We start from the raw sequence: 20,193 nt of genomic DNA, 5'->3' as shown, positions 1-20,193 counted from the left end.
GAGGGTGGTCCTCGCGTCGTCGCGGGGGGCCTCTCACGCTACGTCCGGCGGCGCGCGCACGCGCGCACGAGCGCCCCGACCGCGAGCGGTTGCCAGTGCCGGGCGCGGGACTAGCGTCGCCTCATGGTGACCGTCGCACGGGCCGTACGGTGCCCCCCGGACGCGGTCCTCGGCGTGCTCGCGGACGGCTGGTCGTACGCGACGTGGGTGGTCGGGACGGCGCGCGTGCGCGCGGTCGACGACGCGTGGCCCGCGCCGGGGTCGCGGATCCTCCACTCGGTCGGGCTCTGGCCCGCGCTGCTCGACGACGAGACCGTCGTACGCGCCTGGGAGCCGGGCCGCGGGATCGACCTGCAGGCACGGGGCTGGCCCGCGGGGGAGGCACGGGTGCGGATCGAGGTGGCGTCCACCGCCGACGGGTGCGTCGTGCGCATCGCCGAGGACGCCGAGAAGGGGCCGGGGACGCTCGTCCCGCGGCCCCTGCGCAGCGCGGTGATCGGCCCGCGGAACGTCGAGACGCTGCGTCGGCTCGCGTTCCTCGCCGAGCGCCGGAACCCGTAGCACCCGACCTGCCGGCGACCTCCCCCCGGATCTGCCCTCGATCCGTCCCGGCACGTCCTCGGCCCGGTGGCCGGCGGGTGGTCCGCGTGCGGTCAGGGCTCGCGCAGGAGCCGCGCCCACGCGGTCCGCACGAGCGCGCGCCGGAGCGCCCCGCGCGCGCCGGCGGCGGCGAGCGCGGCGCGCGCCGCGTTCCACCCGCACGCGCCGTGCACCCCGCCGCCGGGGTGGGCGGACGCGCTCGCGAGGTAGAGCGACGCGACCGGCGTCTCCGGCCGGCCCAGGCCGGGCGTCGGCCGCAGGAACAGCTCCTGGTGCACGGCGGACGTGCCGCCGTTGACGGCCCCGCCCGCCAGGTTGGCGTCGGCGGCCTCGAGGTCGGCCGGAGACTGCACGAAGCGTCCGACGACCGCGTCGGCGAACCCGGGCGCCGCGGCCTCGACCGTGTCCTCGACGCGCTGCACCTCGTCCGCGACGGCCTCGCGCGTCCAGCGCAGGCCGTGGGGCAGGTGCGTGTAGGCCCAGGCGGACTCCGTCCCGGCGGGGGAGCGCGACGGGTCGGAGGTCGTCATCTGCCCGAGCACGAGGAACGGCCGGTCGGGGACGCGGCCCCGGGACAGCGCGGCCGAGACGTCCACGAACCCGGCCCGGTCGACCCCGAGGTGCACCGTCCCGGCCGACCGGGCGCCGGGCGCGGTCCAGGGCACGTGCCGGTCGAGCGCCCAGCTCACCTTGAGGGTCGGGTGGTCCCACTGGAACCGGCCGAGGTCGCGCACGAGCCGCGGCGGCAGCCGGTCGGCACCCACGAGGTCGAGGTAGAGCGCGGGCGCGCTGACGTCGGCGAGGACCGCGTGGCGCGCCCGCACGTGCCGACCCTCGGCCGTGCTCACGCCGACCGCGCGGCCCCGCACCACGTGCACCCGGTCGACTCGCGCGCCGGTGACGACGTCCCCGCCGCGGGCGCGCAGCCGGGCGACGAGCGCGTCCGGGAGGCGCCCGGCGCCGCCCGTCGGGACGGGGAAGCCCACGTCCTGACCCAGCATCGCGAGCAGCCAGCCGAACACGCCGCTGCCGGCGGCGTCGGGCGGGACGTCGGCGTGCATGGCGTTGCCGGTGAGGAGCAGGCCACCGCCCTCGCCGCGGAACGTCTCGTCGGCGAGGCGGCGCACGGGCAGCACGGCCAGGCGCGCGAGGTCGAGCGTCCCCGCAGCCCCGAGGCGGCGCAGCACGCGCAGCACCGGCCCCGCCGCGGGCAGGGGGCTGAAGAGCGCGTCCAGGAGCGGGTCGCGCACGCGGTCCCAGCCCGCGACGAGCTCGAGCCACGCGTCGCCGTCCCCGGTCGCGAACTCCTCCAGCCCTGCGGCGGTGTCCACCGCCCGCTCGCGCAGGACGGCGGCCCGACCGTCGTCCAGCACGTGGGCCAGGGCGTCCGGTGCGCGCGACCACGACAGCCCGTGGTCCTCCAGGTGGAGCCCCCGGACGACGGGCGACCCGGCCGCGAGCGGGTAGAACGCGCTGAAGAGGTCCGTCTCGAACCCCGGCGCGGCGACCTGGGCGGAGCGGACCGCGCCGCCGTACGTCTCCTGCGCCTCCAGGACGAGGACGTCCCAGCCCGCGTCCGCGAGCGCGTTCGCGGCGACGAGACCGTTGGGCCCCGCGCCGACGACGACGGCGTCGACGGTGGTCAGGCCCACGGGTCGAGCACGACCTTGATGCAGCCGTCCTCCTTGCGCTGGAACGTGCGGTACGCCTCGGGCGCGGACTCGAGCGGGAGCCGGTGCGTGCGCAGGTCCAGGACGCCGAGCGGGTCGGAGACGTCGGCCGCGAGGGGGAGGACGTCGTCGGTCCACCGGCGCACGTTCGCTTGGCCCATGCGCAGCGTCAGCTGCTTGTCGAAGAGCTGCATCATCGGCAACGGGTCCTTGGCACCGCCGTAGACGCCCGAGATCGAGACCGTGCCGCCGCGGCGGACGAGGTCGAACGCGGTGTAGAGGGCGGCGAGGCGGTCGCCCCCGGCACGCTCGGTGAGGGGCGCCGACAGCAGGTCCGGCAGCGGGCCCACCACCTTCTGGGTGGCCTCTGCGAGAGGGGAGCCGTGGGCCTCCATGCCGACCGCGTCGATGACGGAGTCGGCGCCGCGGCCCGAGGTGAGGTCGCGCACCGCCACGGCGAGGTCGTCGACGGCGGACGGGTCGAGGGTCACGACGCCGTGCCGCTCGGCCATCGCGCGCCGCTCGGGGACGAGGTCGACGCCCACGACGCGGGACGCTCCGCGGAGGAGCGCGATCCGGGCCGACATCTGCCCGACGGGGCCGAGGCCGAGGACCACGACCGTGCCGCCGGGCGGGACGTCGGCGTACTCGACCGCCTGCCACGCGGTGGGCAGGACGTCCGACAGGTAGAGGTAGCGCTCGTCCGGGGAGCCGTCGTCGGGCACGACCATCGGTCCGTACTGCGCCTGCGGCACGCGCAGGTACTGCGCCTGCCCGCCGGGGACCTGGCCGTAGAGCTTGGTGTACCCGAAGAGCGCGGCGCCCTTGTCCTGGGAGCGCACCTGCGTCGTCTCGCACTGGGTCTGCAGGCCGCGCTCGCACATCCAGCAGCGCCCGCACGCGATGGTGAACGGGACCACGACGCGGTCGCCGACCTGCAGGCCCCCGGCCTCCGGGCCGACCTCCTCGACGACGCCCATCGCCTCGTGACCGAGGACGTCGCCCGCGTCGAGGAACATCCCGAGCACCCCGTACAGGTGCAGGTCGGAGCCGCAGATCGCGGTCGACGTCACGCGCACGACCGCGTCCGTCGGCTCCTCGATGCGCGGGTCCGGCACGTCCTCGACGCTCACCCTCTCGCGTCCCTGCCAGGTCAGTGCTCGCATGGGTCGTCGTCCTTCCGTGGTCGTCGTGCCGACCGCGGCGGCGTCAGCACGCCCGAGACGCCACCGTGCCCGACGGCGTCGGCGGGACTCTGCACCGACGCCGCCAGTGAAGCACCGGCCCCTCCCGCTCACACCCCGGGCCGCCGTGAGGAGGCGACGTGCGGGTGCCGGCACGAGGGGCGATCCTCGTGCTCGTGACGACGGACGACCGGGCGGCCCCGCACGGGCCCGACGGGGAGGGGCCCACCTGGGCGCGCCGTGCGGTCACCACCGCGGCCCGGCGCTGGGTGCGGCACCCCCGGTGGTCGCTCGCGGTCAAGGGGGCCGTCGCGGCCGCGCTCGCCTGGTTCGTCGGCGTGCTCGCGCCCGAGCCCTTCTCCGACTACCCGTACTACGCGCCGCTGGGCGCCGTCGTCGCGACGACGAGCACCCTCGCCCGCTCTGTCCGCGAGTCCGCCCAGGCGATCCTCGCGATCCTCGTCGGCGCGGCCATCGCGCGTGGCGTCGACCTCGTCCTCTCCCCGAGCGCGCTGTCCGTCGCGCTCGTCGTGGGGCTCGCGCTCCTGTGCGCGGGGTGGCGCCGCTTCGGCGAGATGGGCACGTGGGCGGTGACGTCGGCGCTGTTCGTCCTCATCATCGGCAACGCGGCGAAGGTCGAGTTCGTCGGTGCCTATGCCGGTCTCGTCGTCGTCGGCGCCGCCATCGGCGTGGGGATCAACCTCCTCGTCCCCCCGTTGCCGCTCACCCCCACGGAGGACGCGCTCGACGGGCTGCGCGACACGCTCGCGGACCAGGTCGAGGCGCTCGCGGACGGGCTCGACGGCGACCGACCGCCGTCCGCGGAGGAGTGGGAGGAACGCCGCCGCGAGGTGGACCCGACGCTCGTCCGTGCGCGCGACGCCGTCGCACGCACGCGCGAGGCCGCGCGGGCGAACCTCCGCCTGCGCCGGCACCGGGACTGGGCGGTCTCGCAGGTGCGGCGCTCGCAGGAGCTGGAGGTGTCGGCCGACGTCGTGGGGTCGCTCGTCCGGCTCCTGGTCGAGTGGGAGCGCGAGGGACGCGACGACCTGGCCCTCGGGGCCCGGCTGCGGCCGCTCGCGGCCCGTGCGCTCGACGCCTACGCCGCCGCGCTGCGCTCCGTCTCCGCCGTGCCCGCGGACGAGGCGGCGCTGCGCACCCTCGCGGCCCGCGCGGAGGACCTGCGCCGGGCGGTCCGGGAGGCGCGGCACGAGGTCGACGAGGACTACTTCGTCGCCGGCTCGCTCGTCCTCGCGCTCCGGCGCGGTGGGGCGGCGCTCGCGGCCGGGTGACCGCCGGCGGCCGCGGTCCGCACGCACGGACCGCCCCGGTCCCGCGGGCTGGTCGGACGCAGCCTGGACGGAGCCGGGGCGGTTCGTGCGGTCAGGCCCGGGGGTCAGGACCCCCGGGCCACGAGCCGGGCGTCACCCGCAGGTGTGCGCCGCGTGCTCGACGACCACCTCGCTCGACACCTCCTCGCCGTCGACCGTGGCCGTCGCGGAGACCGTGACCGACCCCGCGTCGAGGGCGGTCGCCCGCGACGCGAACGACTGGTAGGCGGCCTGGCCGGGCTGGACGTCAGCGACCGTGCGGGACCCGAAGGCGGTCGTCAGGGTCACGTCGGCCGGCACGTCGGACGCGTTCGTCGCCGCGACGGCGAGGTACGCCTTGCCGGCGAGGCAGCGCGGCGAGACCGCCACGTCGAGCTCGACCTCGGCCGGTTCCGCGGCCGGCGTGACCACGAGGTCGCGCAGGCTGCCGGTGTTGTCGAACGACCCGAAGCCGGCACGTCCCTCGGCGAACGTCGTGTCGTTCGCGGTGAGGAGCGGGGTGTCGAGGCCGTCGAGGTACACGGCGATGTCGCCGCTGTCCGCGCAGCGCACGACGCGCACGTCGTGCCACTCCTCGTCGGTGACCGCCGGGGGAGCCCCGACCGCGCCGTCCCACTGGTCGTCGATCCGCTCCCGGTCCTTGCCGTCGACCTTGAAGATGCCGTTGTGGGCGTAGATCGTGTTGTCCTGCGAGAGGTGCGCGTAGTAGTACTGCGTGTCCGACTGCCAGCCGAACACCACGATCACGTCCCGGTTGTTCACGGACGCCGGGGCGTCGAGCCGCACCTCGGCGTCGAGCGCGAACGAGCCGAGCTCGGGGCCCTCGGTGAGGACGGCGTACTCGAACGGCCGGCGGATGCCGTCGTTCGGGTTGTCGCCCGCCTGGGCGAGGACGATCGCGTCGCCGGGGAACTGCCACTTCGACGGCGTGCGCGGCGCCCAGTTCTCGGCGGCCATGACGTCCGTGACCGGCTCGCCCGCCGGCGCGCACGACGGCGGCGCCGGCGGCTCGACCGGCTGCGCGCCGAACCGGGCGTACTGCGCCGCGACCTGCTCCGGCGTCGGGACGGTGTCGAGGAACATGAGGTCGTCCATGCGGCCGTGGAACGGGTTGGCCTCCCGCGTGTCCTGCGGGAAGCTGCCGCCGATCTTGATCCCCCGCGGGTCGGTCGGGGAGGTGGAGCCGGCACCCCAGGGGTTCGAGGCCGTGTACCGGCCCTCGAGCTCCTCGCCGTTCATGTAGAGCTTCATCTCGCCTCCCGCGAAGTCGAACGTCGCCGCGAGGTGGACCCAGCGGTTGCGCTCGAGGATCTGGTCCCACGGGAGGTCGGCCGCGAACGTCCACGAGCCGCCGCCGTCAACGCGACGCCCCAGGGCGACGAGCTTGAGCTCGTCGCCGACGGTGATGACCTCGAGCAGCGCGCGCACGGCGTGGCCGTCGGAGTCCCCGGTCAGCACCCCGGCGAGGCCGATCGCGTTGTAGCGGTCGTCGGGGTTCGCCGTGCCGGAGTTGAGGGCGGGGTGCTCGCCGGTCGGCTTGAACCAGCCCATGACGGAGATCTCGTCGGCGTCCGCGAACGCCCCGAGCGAGTCCACGCCCGCGGGGTCGTAGACGCCGGCCTTCCAGTCGTCGTTCGACGCCGTGAGCGGGCTCATCTGCTGCGTCTGCAGCGCCTCGCCCGCGCCCGGGTAGGCCCGGTCGGCCACGCGCATCTCCACCCCGCCGTTGACGAGCTGGATGTTCGTGCCGGACCAGCCCTGGTCCGCCTCCCACGTCGTCGAGCCCGCGACCGGGTGGTCGAAGTCGTAGTGCGCCGCGACGTTCCCGGCGAGCTCGGGGAGCACGACGGGCGAGGACGCCCCGACGCGCCGCGCGCCGGTGACCTGCCAGATCTTCCCGTTGGCCTTCGAGATCAGGTAGAGCTCGCCGTCGGCGTCGGACCCGAAGCGCAGGTCGACGCGCTGGTCGCCGACGAGCTCCTGGAAGGTCGTCTCCGCGCCGTCGGCGAACACGCGCAGGTGCTCGATCTCGGCCAGGTCCTCGAGGTCGCCGTCGTTGCGGACCATCTCGTCCGCCTCGGTGGACAGCACCCAGCCGCGCACGAGGTCCGTGAAGAGGTAGCGTCCGCGCAGCTCGGGGATGTCGCCGCGGTAGACGAACCCGCCGTTGAGCGCGACGCCCGCGTCGCCGGTCTGACCGGGGTCGCGGTTGTGGTCGTAGGCGGCCACGGGGTAGGTGAAGCCGTTCTCGGCGTCGTTCGCGGGCAGCGGGTAGATCTGCCGGTTGTCGGCGAGGAACGACCCCTCGCGCACGGACCAGCCGAAGTTGTCGCCCGGCTCGACCGCGTACACCGACTCGACCTGCCACTCGCCGATGTGCCCGAGGTACATCGTGTGGTCGCCCTCGGGGTCCCAGCTGATGCGGTGCGGGTCGCGCAGGCCGACGGCGTAGATCTCCGGCAGCGCGCCCGGCGTGCCGACGAACGGGTTGTCCGCCGGGATGCCGTACCGGCCGTTCGCGGCGTTCGTGCCGAGCGGGTCGATGCGGAAGACCTTGCCCTGCGGCGTCGCGAGGTTCTGCGGGTTGCCGTTGCCGACGCCGTTGCCGCCGTCGCCCACGAGGACGTAGAGGTTGCCGTAGTCGGCGTCCCCCTCGGTGACCGTGGGGTTGAACGCGATCTGCTGCACCGTGTGCACGCGTCCCGCGAACGGCACGCGCAGGACCTCGCGGCTCGTGCCCGCGAAGACCGGGGCGGACGGATCGGTCGCCTTCCACTCGGTGACGACGGAGTGGAACTGCGTGTTGCCGTAGGCCGGGTAGTCGGGGGTGTCCTCCGTCAGAGCCGTGCCGCCCTCGGTGTGCACCGTGTAGAACAGCCCGTTCTCGGCGAAGTCGGGGTGGAACTCGGCGGAGCCGAGGCCGGTGCCCAGGCCCGCGCTGTTGTGGAAGTTGTCGAGGAACTGCTGGCGCACGTCGAGGTAGGGCACGTAGGCGCCCGTGTCCTTGTCGACGGTGTAGAGGACCGCGTTGTTGTCCGGCACCATGAGGCGGCCCGAGCCGTCCGGGATCTCGTCGAGGTGCGTGATGCGGTTGTGGCGCACGAGGCGCGGGTCCTGCGTCGCCGGGGTCGTCTGCGACGCCGGGAGCTGGGCCAGCTCCGTCACCTCGATGCCGAGGGTCGACGGCGTCGGGTCGGGCAGCGGGTTGAGCAGCGGCTCGTTCGGCGTGGTGCCGCCCGCGGCGCAGTCGGCGGGGTTGCCCGTCGGGATCGCGAGGTTCTGCCCCGCCGCGTCGACCGCGACGTCGTCGAGCATGAGGCGGCCCGCGCTGCTGGCGCCGTTGATCCAGAAGAACCGGTCGAGCGCCGAGGTGACGCCCTGGCGGAAGCCGAACTGCTGCTCCGTGCCCTCGGGCAGCCGGGTGATCTCCTCGTACGGGCCGCCCTGGCTGTAGACGCTGACCTTGTCCGTCGCGTTGTCGGCGACGATCCACACGCACTGCCACGTGTCCCGAGACCAGACGCCGGCGGGCTTGAAGGCGCCGCCGTCCCGCACGAGCATCACGTCGTTGTTCTGGTTGTTCACGTACGCGCGGCTGTGCGCGTAGTCGGACGGCGCGTCGTTGTCCGTGATGCCGAACGACGTGTCGACGCTGCCGGTCCGCATGAAGCGGAAGAACACGGTCCCGGTCGTGCCGTCGGCGATCCCGGGGACCGCGCGGTGGGCGCGCTGGGTGCCGCCGACCATCTCGAGGACCTGGTTGTTGCCGTTGAGCGGGTCCGCGACGACCCGGGCCGCGGCCGAGGCCGACCAGCCGTCCTGGCCGTTCAGGGCGGTGCGCTGGTAGCCCTCGAAGCTGAGGATCTCGGTGAACTCGTCCTCGGCGACCTCTGCGGCCGCGGGTGGCACGAGGAGGGTCCCTCCCAGGACCGCCGCGAGGGCGACGGCGAGCGCCGTCCTCCCTCGTCGGCTCGAATGCGTAGACGTCATCGTCTGCTCCACTTCGTCGGATGGTGCTGGCACGACACACCGGTGAGCGCTGTCATGTCTCCCGACCCGCCGGCCGTCCGTCGCCGGGTCGCTTCCTGCACGCCGTCGGGTCCCGCGGCCGCATCGTCGCGGCGGAGGTCCGCACGGGTCGCGCGCGCGGTCGGTGGCGGCCCCTCGACCGCCGCGTCCTGCTCTCCGTCCGGCTCGAGCTGCACGTCCGTGCGCGCGACCCTCGCAGCGTAGGGAAGGCGCTTTCCGAGTGTCAAGGGATACACGCTCGCGCAGCGTCGCAGGGCCGCGACGCGGACGGCCGCCGGGTCAGCGCCCGAGGATGCGCGCCTTCTGCTCCGCGAGCTCGGTGTCCGTGAGCACGCCCTGGTCGCGCAGCGCCGCGAGCTCGCGGAGCTGGGCGATCTTCGCGTCCATCGCCGAGAGCGGCGACTCGTCGTCGACCGCCCGCGGACGCAGGTCCGCCACGACCGCGAGGAGGCCCGCCAGGTCGGTGTCCCGGAGCCGGTAGGAGGTGAGGGACCCCGGCAGGGCCCGGCCGACGTCGCGCAGCATCTCCTGGACCAGCGCGCCCACGGGGCCACGGACGACGACCTCCACGTCGGCCCGCTGCCCGGGCGCCGCGGTGCGCAGCTCGAGGAGCTCGAGACCGAGCGCGGCGAGACGCTGGAGCAGTCCGTAGAGCGCGGCCTGGTCGCGCACGGTCGCCTCGAGCAGCGTGCACTCCGCGGTCCGCCGCACCCCCAGCTCGGCCAGGTCGGCAGCAGGGAGCGCCACCGGGCCCAGCACCGTCACCTCGACCATCGTCGTGCCGTCCATGTGCCTCTCCCGGCTCGCCCACGTCGCCCCAGGATGCGCGTGGACGGGGCGACGCGGATCACCCGGTGCGGGTGGCACCCGGGTGGGTGCGCCGGGCGACTACCCCCGGCGGGTGAGCACCGGTGGCGCCCCGCGACCCACAGTGGGAGCATCGCGAACGTTCGCGACCTGAGACGAGAGGTGCCCGATGGACGGCTTCTGGGACTGGTTCTGGCTCATGGTGTGGTGGTTCTTCTTCATCGCCTACCTCGTCGTGCTGTTCCAGATCGTGGCCGACCTTTTCCGCGACAGGGCGCTCAGCGGCTGGTGGAAGGCGCTGTGGGTCGTCGCCCTGATCGTCGTCCCGTACGTGTCGGCGCTCGTGTACGTCATCGCCCGGGGGCGTGGCATGGCCGAGCGGCACGCCGAGGAGGACCGCGCGCGACGTCAGGTGATGGACGACTACGTCCGGGCGACCGCGGGCACGGGCCGCTCGCCCGCGAGCGAGATCGCGGACGCGAAGGCGCTCTACGACGCCGGGACGATCGACGCGGACGAGTTCGCGCGCCTCAAGGCGCGGGCGCTCGCCTGAGGGGCCGGGGATGACCGACCAGAGCGAGCCCGCGCCGGGGACCGGGTCGGGGACCGCAACCGACGACGTGGCGGCGCGCCTCGCCGCGCTGGAGCGCGAGAACGCGGAGCTGCGGCGCCGGCTCGAGGAACGGCCGTCGCCGGGTGGCGGGGCCGGCCAGGGCACGGGCGCCGAGGCACCGACGGCCGCGCGCCGCCCCCGGCGCCGCCTGCGGGCCGTGGCGTGCGCCGTGCTCATCACCCTGGGGGCGCTCCTCGCGCCGCTGGGCGCGGTCTCGGCGTGGGCGCAGCGCGAGCTGACCGACACCGACCGGTACGTCGCGACCGTCGGTCCGCTCGCCGCGGACCCGGTCGTGCAGTCCGCCGTCGCGGGACGCCTCACCGAGGAGGTCATGTCCCGCATCGACGTCGGGGCGCTCGTCGACGACCTCGTCGGAGGGCTGGAGGAGCGGGACGTCCCGCCGCGCGCGACCCAGGCGCTCGCCGCGCTCGAGGCGCCGCTCCAGAGCGGCGTCGAGTCGCTCGTGCACGAGACCGCGACGCGGCTCGTGGAGAGCGACGCGTTCGAGGGCGCCTGGCTCCAGGCGAACCGCGTGGCGCACCAGCAGCTCGTCTCGGTCATGCGCGGCGAGGACGGAGACATCCTCCAGGTCGACGACGGCCGCCTCAGCATCCAGCTCTCCGGCCTGATCGACCTGCTCAAGGAGCGGCTCGTCGACCGCGGGCTGGACGTGTCCGCACGCATCCCGTCGGTCGACGCGACGTTCACCATCGCCCAGTCCGCCGAGCTCGTCATGCTCCAGAACCGGTACGCGCAGATCGTCACCCTCACGACGTGGCTGCCGTGGGTCGTGCTCGGGCTGCTCGCCGCCGGGGTCCTCGTGGCGAACCGGCGGTCGCGTGCGCTCGTCGTCGCCGGGCTCGTGCTGACGGGGGCCATGGTCGCCCTGGGCGTCGGCCTCGCGGTCGCGCGCGGCCTGTACCTCGGGGCGCTCTCCGGGCAGGTGCTGCGGCTCGACGCGGCCGAGGTGGTGTTCGACCAGGCGGTCGGGTACCTGCGCCTCACGCTGCGGACCGTGGGGGTGCTCGGCCTCGTCGTCGCGCTCGCCGCGTACCTCGGCGGACCGAGCGAGTCCGCGCGCAGCCTGCGTGCGGGGCTCGGGCGCCTGGGCGCCACCGTGCGTGGCTGGGGCGAGGGTCGCGGGGTCTCGGCGGGTCCGGTGGGCGACTGGTTCGGGCGGCACAAGACGTTCCTGCGCGTCGTCGTCATCGGCGTCGCGGCGCTCGTCCTCCTGCTCGCCGGCTCGCTCACGCCGGGCCTCGTGGTCGGTGTCGCGCTCGTCGCGGGTCTCGTCCTCGTCGTGGTCGAGATCCTCGCCCGACCACCCGCGGTCGCCGCGCCGACGGGCTCCTCCGTGAGCGGAGCCGTCGACCCGGGGACCGGGGCCGGGCCGGCCTGACGGCCGTCCGCCCCGCGCTCGCCCTGCGCCTCCCGGGACCCGGGAATAGCCTGCCCTCATGACCTCGGTCGAGCCACGCGCCGAGCACGAGGACGTCGCGCGGTCCGACGCCTTCGAGGTGCTGCGTGCCCGGACCGCGGTCCCGGCGCTCCCCGCCTCGACGCTTCCTCGCCCCGGGGTCGAGGCGCTCGTCGGCGCCGCGGTGGCGCGGCGCCTGACGCTCGTGTCCGCCGGCCCGGGCTGGGGCAAGACCACCGCCGTGGCGCGGTGGGCGCGCGGCGGCACCGGGCAGCGGGTCGCGTGGCTCACCCTGGAGCCGTTCGACGACAAGCCCGCGGCGTTCTGGGCGGACGTCCTCTCCGCGCTCCGCGCCGCGGGCGCGGTCCCCCCGGGGCACCCGCTCGAGACGCTCGTCGTCCCGCCCCGGCTCTCGTCGGCGCTCCTGCGGCGCGTCCTCTCCGCGGTCGAGCAGCTGCCCGAGCCGGTCGTCCTCGTGCTCGACGACTTCCACCACGCGGCGCGCCCCGACGTCGCGGCGACCGTCGACGACCTCCTGCGCTACCCGCTGCCCCTGCATCTCCTCGTGCTCACGCGCGTCGACCCGCTGGTGCGGCTGCAGCGGCTGCGCGCGCAGGGCGAGGTCGCCGAGGTCGGTGCCGCGGACCTCGCGTTCGACGCCAGGTCCGTCACGACGCTCGCGGCGTCCTACCGCCGACCGCTGTCCCCGGCCGCGGTGGGCCGCGTCCTCGACGAGACCGGCGGCTGGGCGGTCGGCGTCCGCCTGCGGGTCGAGGCCGACGATGCCGCGAGCCGCGCGCGCGCCGACCGCTCGGCGGCGGAGTTCCTCCTGGCCGAGGTCCTCGACCGCCAGGAGCCGACGGTCCGACGCTTCCTCCTCCGCACGAGCGTCGCCTCGGCCGTGTGCCCCGACCTCGCGTCGGCCCTCGACCCGGGGGCGCCGGCAGAGCGGCTGCTCCCGGGCCTGGCCGCGGCCGACGGCTTCGTCACGGCGGCGGGCGAGCGCCGCACCTGGTACCGGTACCACCCGCTCCTGCGCGAGATGCTCCTGAGCCAGCTCCGGGCCGAGGACCCTGCCTGCCTCCGCGACGCCCACCGGGCGGCGGCCCGCTGGTTCGCGCGCGACGGCGAGGCGGTGCGGGCCCTTGAGCACGCGGCCGCCGCCGAGGACTGGACCCTCGTGGGCGAGGTCTTCGTGGAGGGCACGGCCGCCCAGTTCGCGGGCCCCCACCGCGAGACCGTCGCGGACGTCCTGCGGCGCGTGCCCTACGCGACGATCGGCGTCGACGCGCGGCTGCACCTGTGCGCGGGCGCGCTGGCGTACGTCGACGAGCGGTACGACGCCGCCCGTCGGCACGTCGCGACGGCGCGTGACCTCCTCGACCCTGTCGAGCAGCCGGCCGCGGCCGTGCTCCTGGAGCTGCTCGACGCCTCGATCGCGCGCGCGACGGGCGACGTGCGCGCCCTCGCGACGGCGGCCGGCGCCGCCCTCGCGACCGCGGACGCGGCGCCGTACCCGTTCCCGGCGCTCGACACCTACCGCAGCCTCGCGCAGGCCCACCGCGCCGCGGGCCTCGCGTGGTGCTCGGTGGGCACCGAGGCGGCGACGGCCTCGTTCCCGCTCGCACCGCCTCCCGGTCGCGACTGGCGGGCGCCCCAGCTCTTCGTCCTCGGGGCGCGGGCAGCGGCGTCGCTCCTCGCGGTCGCGGAGGGCCGGCTCGGCGAGGGGGAGGCGTCCGCACGCTCGGTGGTCGCGGAGGCCGAGCCCCGGGGCTGGGACGGGTACGCCCACGCGCGCCCGGCGCACGCGGCCCGGGCGTGGGTGCGGTACCTGCGTGCGTCGGACTCCGCCCTCGACCGCGAGCTCGCGCACGCGCTGGCGGCCGACGCCGGGGGCCGCGAGCCGGCGTCCGAGGCGGCCGTCCGGCTCCTCCAGGCCCTCGCGGCGGCGGACCGCGGGCACGCCGGGGCCGCGCGGCACGCGCTGGTCGCGGCCGACCACGCGCTCGGGCCCGTCGCGACGCCGCCGGTGCTCGCCGACCTGTGGGTCCGGGCGACCGCCGCGGTCCGCCTGCTCGACGACGGGACGCAGCCCGCGCTGCCGGTGCGCGTCCGGCGGGAGGGGCTGGGCACCGCCGCCGTCGTCGCGGTGTGCGGCGCGCGCGAGCTGCTCGCCACGGGGCGGACCGGGGCCGCGCTGCGCGCGGTCGCCGGGCTCGTGGACGCGGGGGAGGACGAGGTGGACGACGTCGTGCGGGTCGAGGCGGCGCTCGTCGAGGCGTCCGCCCTGGCGCGGGCGGGCACCCGCCGCGTCGAGGTCCCGTTGGCCCGCGCCCTGGACCTCGCCGCCGTCGAGCAGGTCGCGCGCCCGTTCCTCACCCTCGTCGTGCGCGAGCTGCGTCCGGCGCTCGCCCGCGCGGTCACGGCACGCGACGACGCGCTCGCCGGGCGGCTGCGCGCCCACCTCGACCCGGCGGACCGGGCGCCGGAGCCGGCCCCGCTCGTCGAGCCCCTCACCGAGCGCGAGCTGGCGATCCTCGCCGTGCTGCCCTCGATGGCCAGCAACGTCGAGATCGCCGAGGACTTCTTCGTCTCGGTGAACACCGTCAAGGCGCACCTCAAGTCGGTCTACCGCAAGCTCGGCGTGAGCTCGCGTCGCGACGCGGTCCGCCGGGGCCGCGAGCTCGGCGTCGTGCCCTGACCCGGAGCCCTCAGACCCGGGCGCGCGAGACCTGGGCGGAGGCGCCGGAGTCGGCGGGCGCGCCCCGGTGCCGGTCCACCTGCCGGAGCACGAGCTTGCCGAGCTCGGCCAGGACGAGGAACCCGAGCGCGACGAGGCCGCACACGCCCCACTGGCCCCCGTCGAGGTCGACGGTGCCGAAGATCCGCTGCAGGCCGTCGAGGGTCGTGACGAGGAACGTCAGCCCCAGCGACGCGAGCAGCAGCACGACGAACCGCCCGTTCGCGAGGGTCTCGAACGAGAGGATGCTCGCCCGCGGGTCGCGCCACTCGAGCGCGGCCACGACGTGCAGGAGCGACATCGCGGTGAGGCCCATCGTCGTCGCGACCGCCAGGTCGGCGTCGGCCTCGCCCCAGGCGACGGCGACGAGCGAGCCGACGGCGATGAGGACGCCGCCGACGGCGAGCCGGACCCCGAGCCCACGCCCGATGACGGGCTCGGCGGGAGACCGTGGCCGGCGGCGCATGAGGCCGGGCGTCGCGGCGTCGAAGCCGAGGCCGATCGCGAGGAGCACGTCGATCGCGAAGTTCACCCAGAGGATCTGGAGCGGCGTGAGCGGCGTGCCGCCCGCGACCGTGAAGACGCCCGCGCCCACGAACGTGAGGATGAAGCCGACGAGCACGACCATCTGGAAGCGGATGTACTTCATGAGGTTGTCGTAGAGCCCGCGGCCACCCTCCACGGCGGCCACGATGGTCGCGAAGTTGTCGTCGGTGAGGATCATCTCCGCGGCGTCCTTGGTCACCTCGGTGCCGGTGATGCCCATCGCCACGCCGATGTCCGCGCGGGTGAGCGCGGGCGCGTCGTTGACGCCGTCGCCCGTCATCGCGACCACGTCGCCCGTGCGCTTGAGCACGTCGACGAGGCGCACCTTGTCCTCCGGCGCGACCCGCGCGACCACCCCGATCTCGCCGACCTCCGCCTCGAGCTGCGCGTCGGACATCGCGGCGAACTCGGCCCCGGTCAGCGCGCGGCCCTCGATGCCGAGCTGCCCGGCGATCGCCGCCGCGGTGGTGACGTGGTCGCCCGTGATCATCCGCACGCGGATGCCGGCGTCGCGGCACTCCGCGATGGCGTCGCGCGCCTCCCGGCGCGGCGGGTCGACGATCCCGACGAGCGCGACCAGCTCGAGGTCGCGCACCGCGTCGAGGAGCTCGCCCGCGAGCTCGTCGCGGCCCACGGCACGCCGCGCCACCGCGAGCACGCGCATGCCCTCGCCCGCGAGGGCGTCGTTCTCCGCCACCACGCGCGACCGCGCGTCGTCGTCGAGCGGCGCCGACCCGCCGTCGGCGGTGAGGTACCGGCTCGACCGGGCGAGCAGCACGTCCGGGGCGCCCTTGACGAAGCACGTCAGCGCGCCGTCGATCTCGTGGAACGTCGCCATGAACTTGTACGCCGCGTCGAACGGGACCTCCGCGACGCGCGGGTGCTCGGCGCGCGTCTCCTCGACGTCGAGGCCCGCCTTCGCCGCCAGGACGACGACGGCGCCCTCGGTGGGGTCGCCGATGCACTCGCCGTCGCGCACGACGGCGTCGCTCGCGAGCGCGAGGGGCAGCGCGACGGGCTCGAGCGGCACGTCGGTCGAGCCGGCGGCCGCGAGGATGCGGCCGGTCGTGGAGTAGCCCTCGCCGTCGACGGAGAACCGGCGTCCCGCGAGCACGAGGCGGCGCGCGGTCATCTGGTTGAGCGTGAGGGTCCCGGTCTTGTCCGAGCAGATCGCGGAGGTCGACCCGAGCGTCTCGACCGACTTGAGGCGCTTGACGATCGCGCCCTCCTCGGCGAGCCGCCGCGTGCCGAGCGACAGCAGCATCGTCACCACGGCCGGGAGACCCGTCGGGATCGCGGCGATGGCCAGGCTGATCCCGACCACGAACAGGCTGTCGAAGTCCTCGCCGCGCACCAGGCCCAGGACCACGACGACGACGAGGGCGATCGCCGCCATGACCGTGATGATCACGGTGATGCGGTCGAGCTGGCGCGTGAGCGGCGTCTTGTCCTGCTCGACGCCGCTGAGCATCCCGGAGATGCGGCCCACCTCGGTCGTCATGCCCGTCGCCGTGACGACCATCTCGCCGCGCCCGCGCGTCACCTGCGAGTTCATGTACGCCATGTCGGTGCGGTCGCCGAGCGGCGCGTCCTCGGCGACGACCGTCTCGACGCCCTTGGCGACAGGGGTGCTCTCGCCGGTCAGCCCCGCCTCCTCGATCTCCAGCGACGCCGCGACGAGCAGCCGCCCGTCCGCGGGGATCTTGCTCCCGGCCTCGAAGCCGACGACGTCGCCCGGCACGAGCTCCTCCGCGGGCACCTGCTCCTGGCGTCCGTCGCGGCGCACCGTGGCCGTCATGACGAGCATCTGCTGCAGCGCCGCGACGCTCTCGGCGGCCTTGCCCTCCTGGTGCAGGCCCATGAGGGCGTTGAGCACGGTGAGGCCCAGCACGACGACGCCCGTCGTGACGTCGCCGAGCGCGATGATGCTCACGACCGCCGCCCCGACGAGGACGAGCTGCATGAGGTCCCGGTACTGGCGCAGGAACGCCTGCCACGGCTTCTCCCTGCGCTCCTCCGCGAGCGCGTTCGGCCCGTACCGGGCGCGCCGCTCGGCGACCTGCGCCGTCGTCAGCCCGACCGCCGGGTCGACGTCCAGCGCCGCGCACACGGCCTGCGTCGACGCGGTGTGCCACGGGCCCGTGGCGGCAGGGACCTGCTGTCGGGGGATCTGCGCAGCCGTCATCGTGGGCTCCTCTCCGGCGCTCGGCACCACGGTCGCAGCGGACCCGGGGCGGAGCCTCACCCGTCGGGGGTGAACGCGGCAGCGACGGCGAGCGGTGCCGCTCAGCGGCGGGAGCCGACCAGGCCGCTCTCGTAGGCGACGATCACGGCCTGGACGCGGTCCCGGACCCCGAGCTTGGCGAGGAGGTTGCCCACGTGCGTCTTGACCGTCGTCGACGACAGCACGAGGCGCTCGGCGATCTCGGCGTTGGACAGGCCGTCGGCCACGCACCGCAGCACGTCGAGCTCGCGGGGCGTGAGCGACCGCAGGCGCGGGTCGACGCCGTCGTCCGCCGGCCGGTCCCCGACGGGCAGGTGCGGGGCGAAGAGGTCGAGCATGCGGCGCAGCACCCGGGGCGCGACGACCGAGCTTCCTGCCGCGACGGTACGGATCGCCTCGACGAGGTCGTCCGGGCGGGCGTTCTTCAGCAGGAACCCGCTCGCGCCCGCGCGCAGCGCGGCGAACGCGTACTCGTCGACGTCGAACGTCGTCAGCACGAGCACGCGCGTCGCGGGGTGCTCCGCGACGACGCGTCGCGTCGCCTCGATGCCGTCCATGCCGGGCATCCGGACGTCCATGACGACGACGTCCGGGGCGAGCGCCGCGACCTGGTCGAGCGCCACCCGGCCGTCGGACGCCTCGCCGACCACCTTGAGGTCGGGCTCCGACTCGATCACGAGCCGGAAGCCCATCCGCAGGAGCGCCTGGTCGTCCACGAGCAGCACGGTCGTCACGGGAGCCCTCCGTCGTCCTCGTCGTACGGCCGGTCGTGCGGCCGGTCCCACGGCGCGTCCCGCCCGGACCACGGGAGGACGACCCGCACGACCCACCCACCCTCGGGTCGCGGGCCGGCCTCGACGCTGCCGCCGAGCAGGGCCGCGCGCTCGCGCATCCCGACGATGCCGCGACCGGTCCCGCCGCCCGTGCCGGGCCGCGTGCCGCCGGAATCGCGGACCTCGACCTCGACGACGTCCGCGCCGCGCCGGACCTCGACCTCGGCCGTCGGAGCACCGGGCGCGTGCCGCAGGACGTTCGTCAGCCCTTCCTGCACGACCCGCACGACCGCGAGCCGGAGCGAGGTGTCGTCCGGGAGCGGGACGTCGAGGCCGGTCGCGGTCACCGGGACGCCCGCGGCGCGGAACCGTGCGACGACGGCCGCGAGGTCCGTCCCGGTCGGCTCGGGCCGCCCGTCCGGCGCCACGGGCTCCTCGTCGCCGGGGTCGAGCGCACCGAGCACGCGCTGCATGTCGGTCAGCGCCTCGCGCCCCGTCCGGGAGAGCTCCCGCAGGGCCTCGCGCGAGCGGTCGGGTGCACGGTCGAGCGCTGCGCCCGCGCCGTCGGACAGCGCGACCATCACCGAGACGCTGTGGGCGACGACGTCGTGCATCTCGCGGGCGATGCGGGTGCGCTCGGCCGCGCGGGCGAGCGCGGCGCTCTGGTCGCGGTCCCGCGCCATGGCCCGGTAGCGCTCCGTGAGGTCCTCGGCGTGGAGCCGACGGGCGCGCGCGCCGGAACCCGTGGCCATGCCGAGGAGCAGGAGCGCGAGCAGGAGGGAGACGGACGCGGACCGGCGGCCGGGGGAGAAGGGTGGCTCGGCGAGGTCCCGCACGGGATCGCCGTCCGGTGACACGACCGGGTCGCTCCAGAGCAGGATCTCGGCGAGGCCGATGTCCTGCCACCACCAGATCGCCACCGTGACGACGGCGAGCACCGCCGCGCACGTCAGCCACGCGGTGCGCGGCGGGCGGGAGGCCGCCACGGCGTGGACCGCGCACGCGAGGCACACCCCGAGCACCCCCAGCACGCCCGCGGTCGCGAGCGAGGCGACGGCCAGCGCCGTGAGCGCGGCCGCGACGACGAGCGGTCGCGCGCGGCGGGCGAGCAGGAGCGTCGCCCCGAGGACGGCCCCGGCGAGCCACGCCGTGACGACCACCTGGGCGACGGGCTCGTCGGGCCGGAAGAGGCCGAGCCCGGTCGACCCCTCGACCGTCGCGAGCCCGAGGACCGCGGTGACGAGCCCGAGCGCCACGACGCCGGCGACGAGCGCGGCGTCCGCGGCCCGGGGGTGCTCCTCGACCAGCCGGCCGAGCGGCCCGCGCCGCTGGACGTCGGTCTCGGTGAGCGCGCCGCCGTCGGTCGTCCCGCGCGCGGACGTGGCGGGGGACGGCAGGGGCATGGGCCCACTCTCCCATCCCTGCCGGTCCACGTCAGGTGACGTCATGGCGCCGCAGGCGGTACCCCGCCGCGACGAGGAGCGCGGCGGCCCACGCGGCGAGCACGAGGCCGGCCGCCCACGGGCCGACGTGCGGGCCCAGCGTCGTCGCGTCGAGCGCGGCGAGCCGCTCGTCGGCCTGGAGGAGCCGCGCCCCGGCGCCCGGGAGGAGGGCGCGCGCCGTGTCGGCGACCCGGCCGGGGTTCGTGGCGAGGAGGTGGTCGAGCACGACGACCAGGACGACCCCGGCGACGAGCGCGGCGTCGGGCCGGCGCAGCAGCGCCCCCAGCCCGAGCCCGACGAGCGCGACCCCGGTCTGGTAGAGCACGAACCCCCCGAGGAGGCGCGCCGTCTCCGGGTCCGCGGCGTCCAGCACCAGCCCGGTCGCCGCGCGCTGCCCGGCGGTCGCCGCGAGCGCCGCGCCGAGCGCGACCGCGGCCGTGAGGGCCGCGACCGTCGTCGTGACGAGCGCCTGGGCCACGAGCACCGGGACCCGCCGGGGCACCGCGACGAAGGTGACGCGCGCCGTGCCGGTGCGGAACTCGCCCGCGCCGGTCGTCGCGCCCAGCACGAGGAACCCGAGCTGGGCGAGCACGTACCCGGCGACGGCCACGGGCGCGCCGGACGCGCCGTCGTCGGGCCGGGCGAACAGGCCGAGCGCCCAGGCGCTCGCGGCCGACGCCGCGACCGTCGCGAGGGCGAGCCAGCCCGTCGCGCGCAGGCTCGTGAGCTTGTCCGACTCGGCCGCGAGCACCCGGCGGAGGGTCACCGGTGAGCGGCTCGCGGGCGGGGCGGCGGGCGTCTGCGTCGTCGCGGCCAC

The 20,193-nt window shown here is 75.8% G+C and carries 13 protein-coding genes; 5 read left to right on the top strand and 8 right to left on the bottom strand.

Annotated elements, in window-relative coordinates; genetic code table 11:
* The first annotated feature begins 123 nt into the window (after positions 1–123).
* Entirely contained in the window at positions 124–561 is a 438-nt protein-coding gene (locus NHH00_RS02565; RefSeq protein ID WP_253049813.1) for an SRPBCC family protein, read from the top strand.
* Between the two features lie 92 nt (positions 562–653).
* On the opposite strand, the gene NHH00_RS02560 is transcribed toward NHH00_RS02565, so the two are convergent.
* Entirely contained in the window at positions 654–2,252 is a 1,599-nt protein-coding gene (locus tag NHH00_RS02560; protein WP_253049811.1) for a phytoene desaturase family protein, read from the bottom strand.
* A complete protein-coding gene (locus tag NHH00_RS02555; RefSeq protein WP_253049809.1) occupies positions 2,243–3,436 on the bottom strand; it encodes a zinc-dependent alcohol dehydrogenase in 1,194 nt (397 codons plus the stop codon). The genes NHH00_RS02560 and NHH00_RS02555 overlap by 10 nt, the downstream gene beginning before the upstream one ends.
* A 164-nt stretch (positions 3,437–3,600) precedes the next feature.
* Here NHH00_RS02555 and NHH00_RS02550 point away from each other — a divergent pair, with 164 nt between their 5' ends.
* Positions 3,601–4,746, top strand: coding sequence for an FUSC family protein (locus tag NHH00_RS02550; RefSeq protein WP_253049807.1), 1,146 nt, complete (start codon positions 3,601–3,603; stop codon positions 4,744–4,746).
* A gap of 132 nt (positions 4,747–4,878) precedes the next feature.
* On the opposite strand, the gene NHH00_RS02545 is transcribed toward NHH00_RS02550, so the two are convergent.
* Positions 4,879–8,775: a PQQ-dependent sugar dehydrogenase gene (locus tag NHH00_RS02545; protein WP_253049805.1), complete on the bottom strand. Its 3,897-nt coding sequence runs from the start codon at positions 8,773–8,775 to the stop codon at positions 4,879–4,881.
* Between the two features lie 318 nt (positions 8,776–9,093).
* Positions 9,094–9,603: an SHOCT domain-containing protein gene (locus NHH00_RS02540; RefSeq protein ID WP_253049803.1), complete on the bottom strand. Its 510-nt coding sequence runs from the start codon at positions 9,601–9,603 to the stop codon at positions 9,094–9,096.
* A gap of 187 nt (positions 9,604–9,790) precedes the next feature.
* On the opposite strand from NHH00_RS02540, the gene NHH00_RS02535 reads away from it, so the two are divergent.
* From NHH00_RS02535 to NHH00_RS02525, 3 genes are read left to right on the top strand one after another with little or no spacing between them, the layout of a single operon-like run.
* On the top strand, positions 9,791–10,174 hold the full coding sequence (locus NHH00_RS02535; protein ID WP_253049801.1) for an SHOCT domain-containing protein: 384 nt from the start codon (positions 9,791–9,793) through the stop codon (positions 10,172–10,174).
* A gap of 10 nt (positions 10,175–10,184) precedes the next feature.
* The gene (locus NHH00_RS02530; RefSeq protein WP_253049799.1) at positions 10,185–11,633 is read left to right on the top strand and encodes a hypothetical protein; all 1,449 of its coding nucleotides are present in this window, start codon (positions 10,185–10,187) and stop codon (positions 11,631–11,633) included.
* Between the two features lie 58 nt (positions 11,634–11,691).
* Complete coding sequence (locus NHH00_RS02525) at positions 11,692–14,352, top strand: LuxR C-terminal-related transcriptional regulator (protein ID WP_253049798.1); 2,661 nt, start codon at positions 11,692–11,694, stop codon at positions 14,350–14,352.
* A 10-nt stretch (positions 14,353–14,362) separates the two neighbouring features.
* Here NHH00_RS02525 and NHH00_RS02520 read toward each other — a convergent pair whose 3' ends face one another.
* From NHH00_RS02520 to NHH00_RS02505, 4 genes are all read right to left on the bottom strand, one after another.
* On the bottom strand, positions 14,363–17,122 hold the full coding sequence (locus NHH00_RS02520) for a cation-translocating P-type ATPase (RefSeq protein WP_253049796.1): 2,760 nt from the start codon (positions 17,120–17,122) through the stop codon (positions 14,363–14,365).
* A 101-nt stretch (positions 17,123–17,223) separates the two neighbouring features.
* Complete coding sequence (locus NHH00_RS02515) at positions 17,224–17,895, bottom strand: response regulator (protein ID WP_253049794.1); 672 nt, start codon at positions 17,893–17,895, stop codon at positions 17,224–17,226.
* Positions 17,892–19,337, bottom strand: a complete 1,446-nt coding sequence (locus NHH00_RS02510; protein ID WP_253049792.1) for a sensor histidine kinase — start codon at positions 19,335–19,337, stop codon at positions 17,892–17,894. Before NHH00_RS02510 ends, NHH00_RS02515 begins: the two co-directional genes overlap by 4 nt.
* A 31-nt stretch (positions 19,338–19,368) precedes the next feature.
* On the bottom strand, positions 19,369–20,193 hold the full coding sequence (locus tag NHH00_RS02505) for a hypothetical protein (protein ID WP_253049790.1): 825 nt from the start codon (positions 20,191–20,193) through the stop codon (positions 19,369–19,371).

The organism is Cellulosimicrobium cellulans, assembly GCF_024124905.1.
Lineage (GTDB): Bacteria > Actinomycetota > Actinomycetes > Actinomycetales > Cellulomonadaceae > Cellulosimicrobium > Cellulosimicrobium cellulans_G.
The sequence above is the reverse complement of the archived record's forward strand: the minus strand, read 5'-3'. Positions and strand labels throughout refer to the sequence as shown.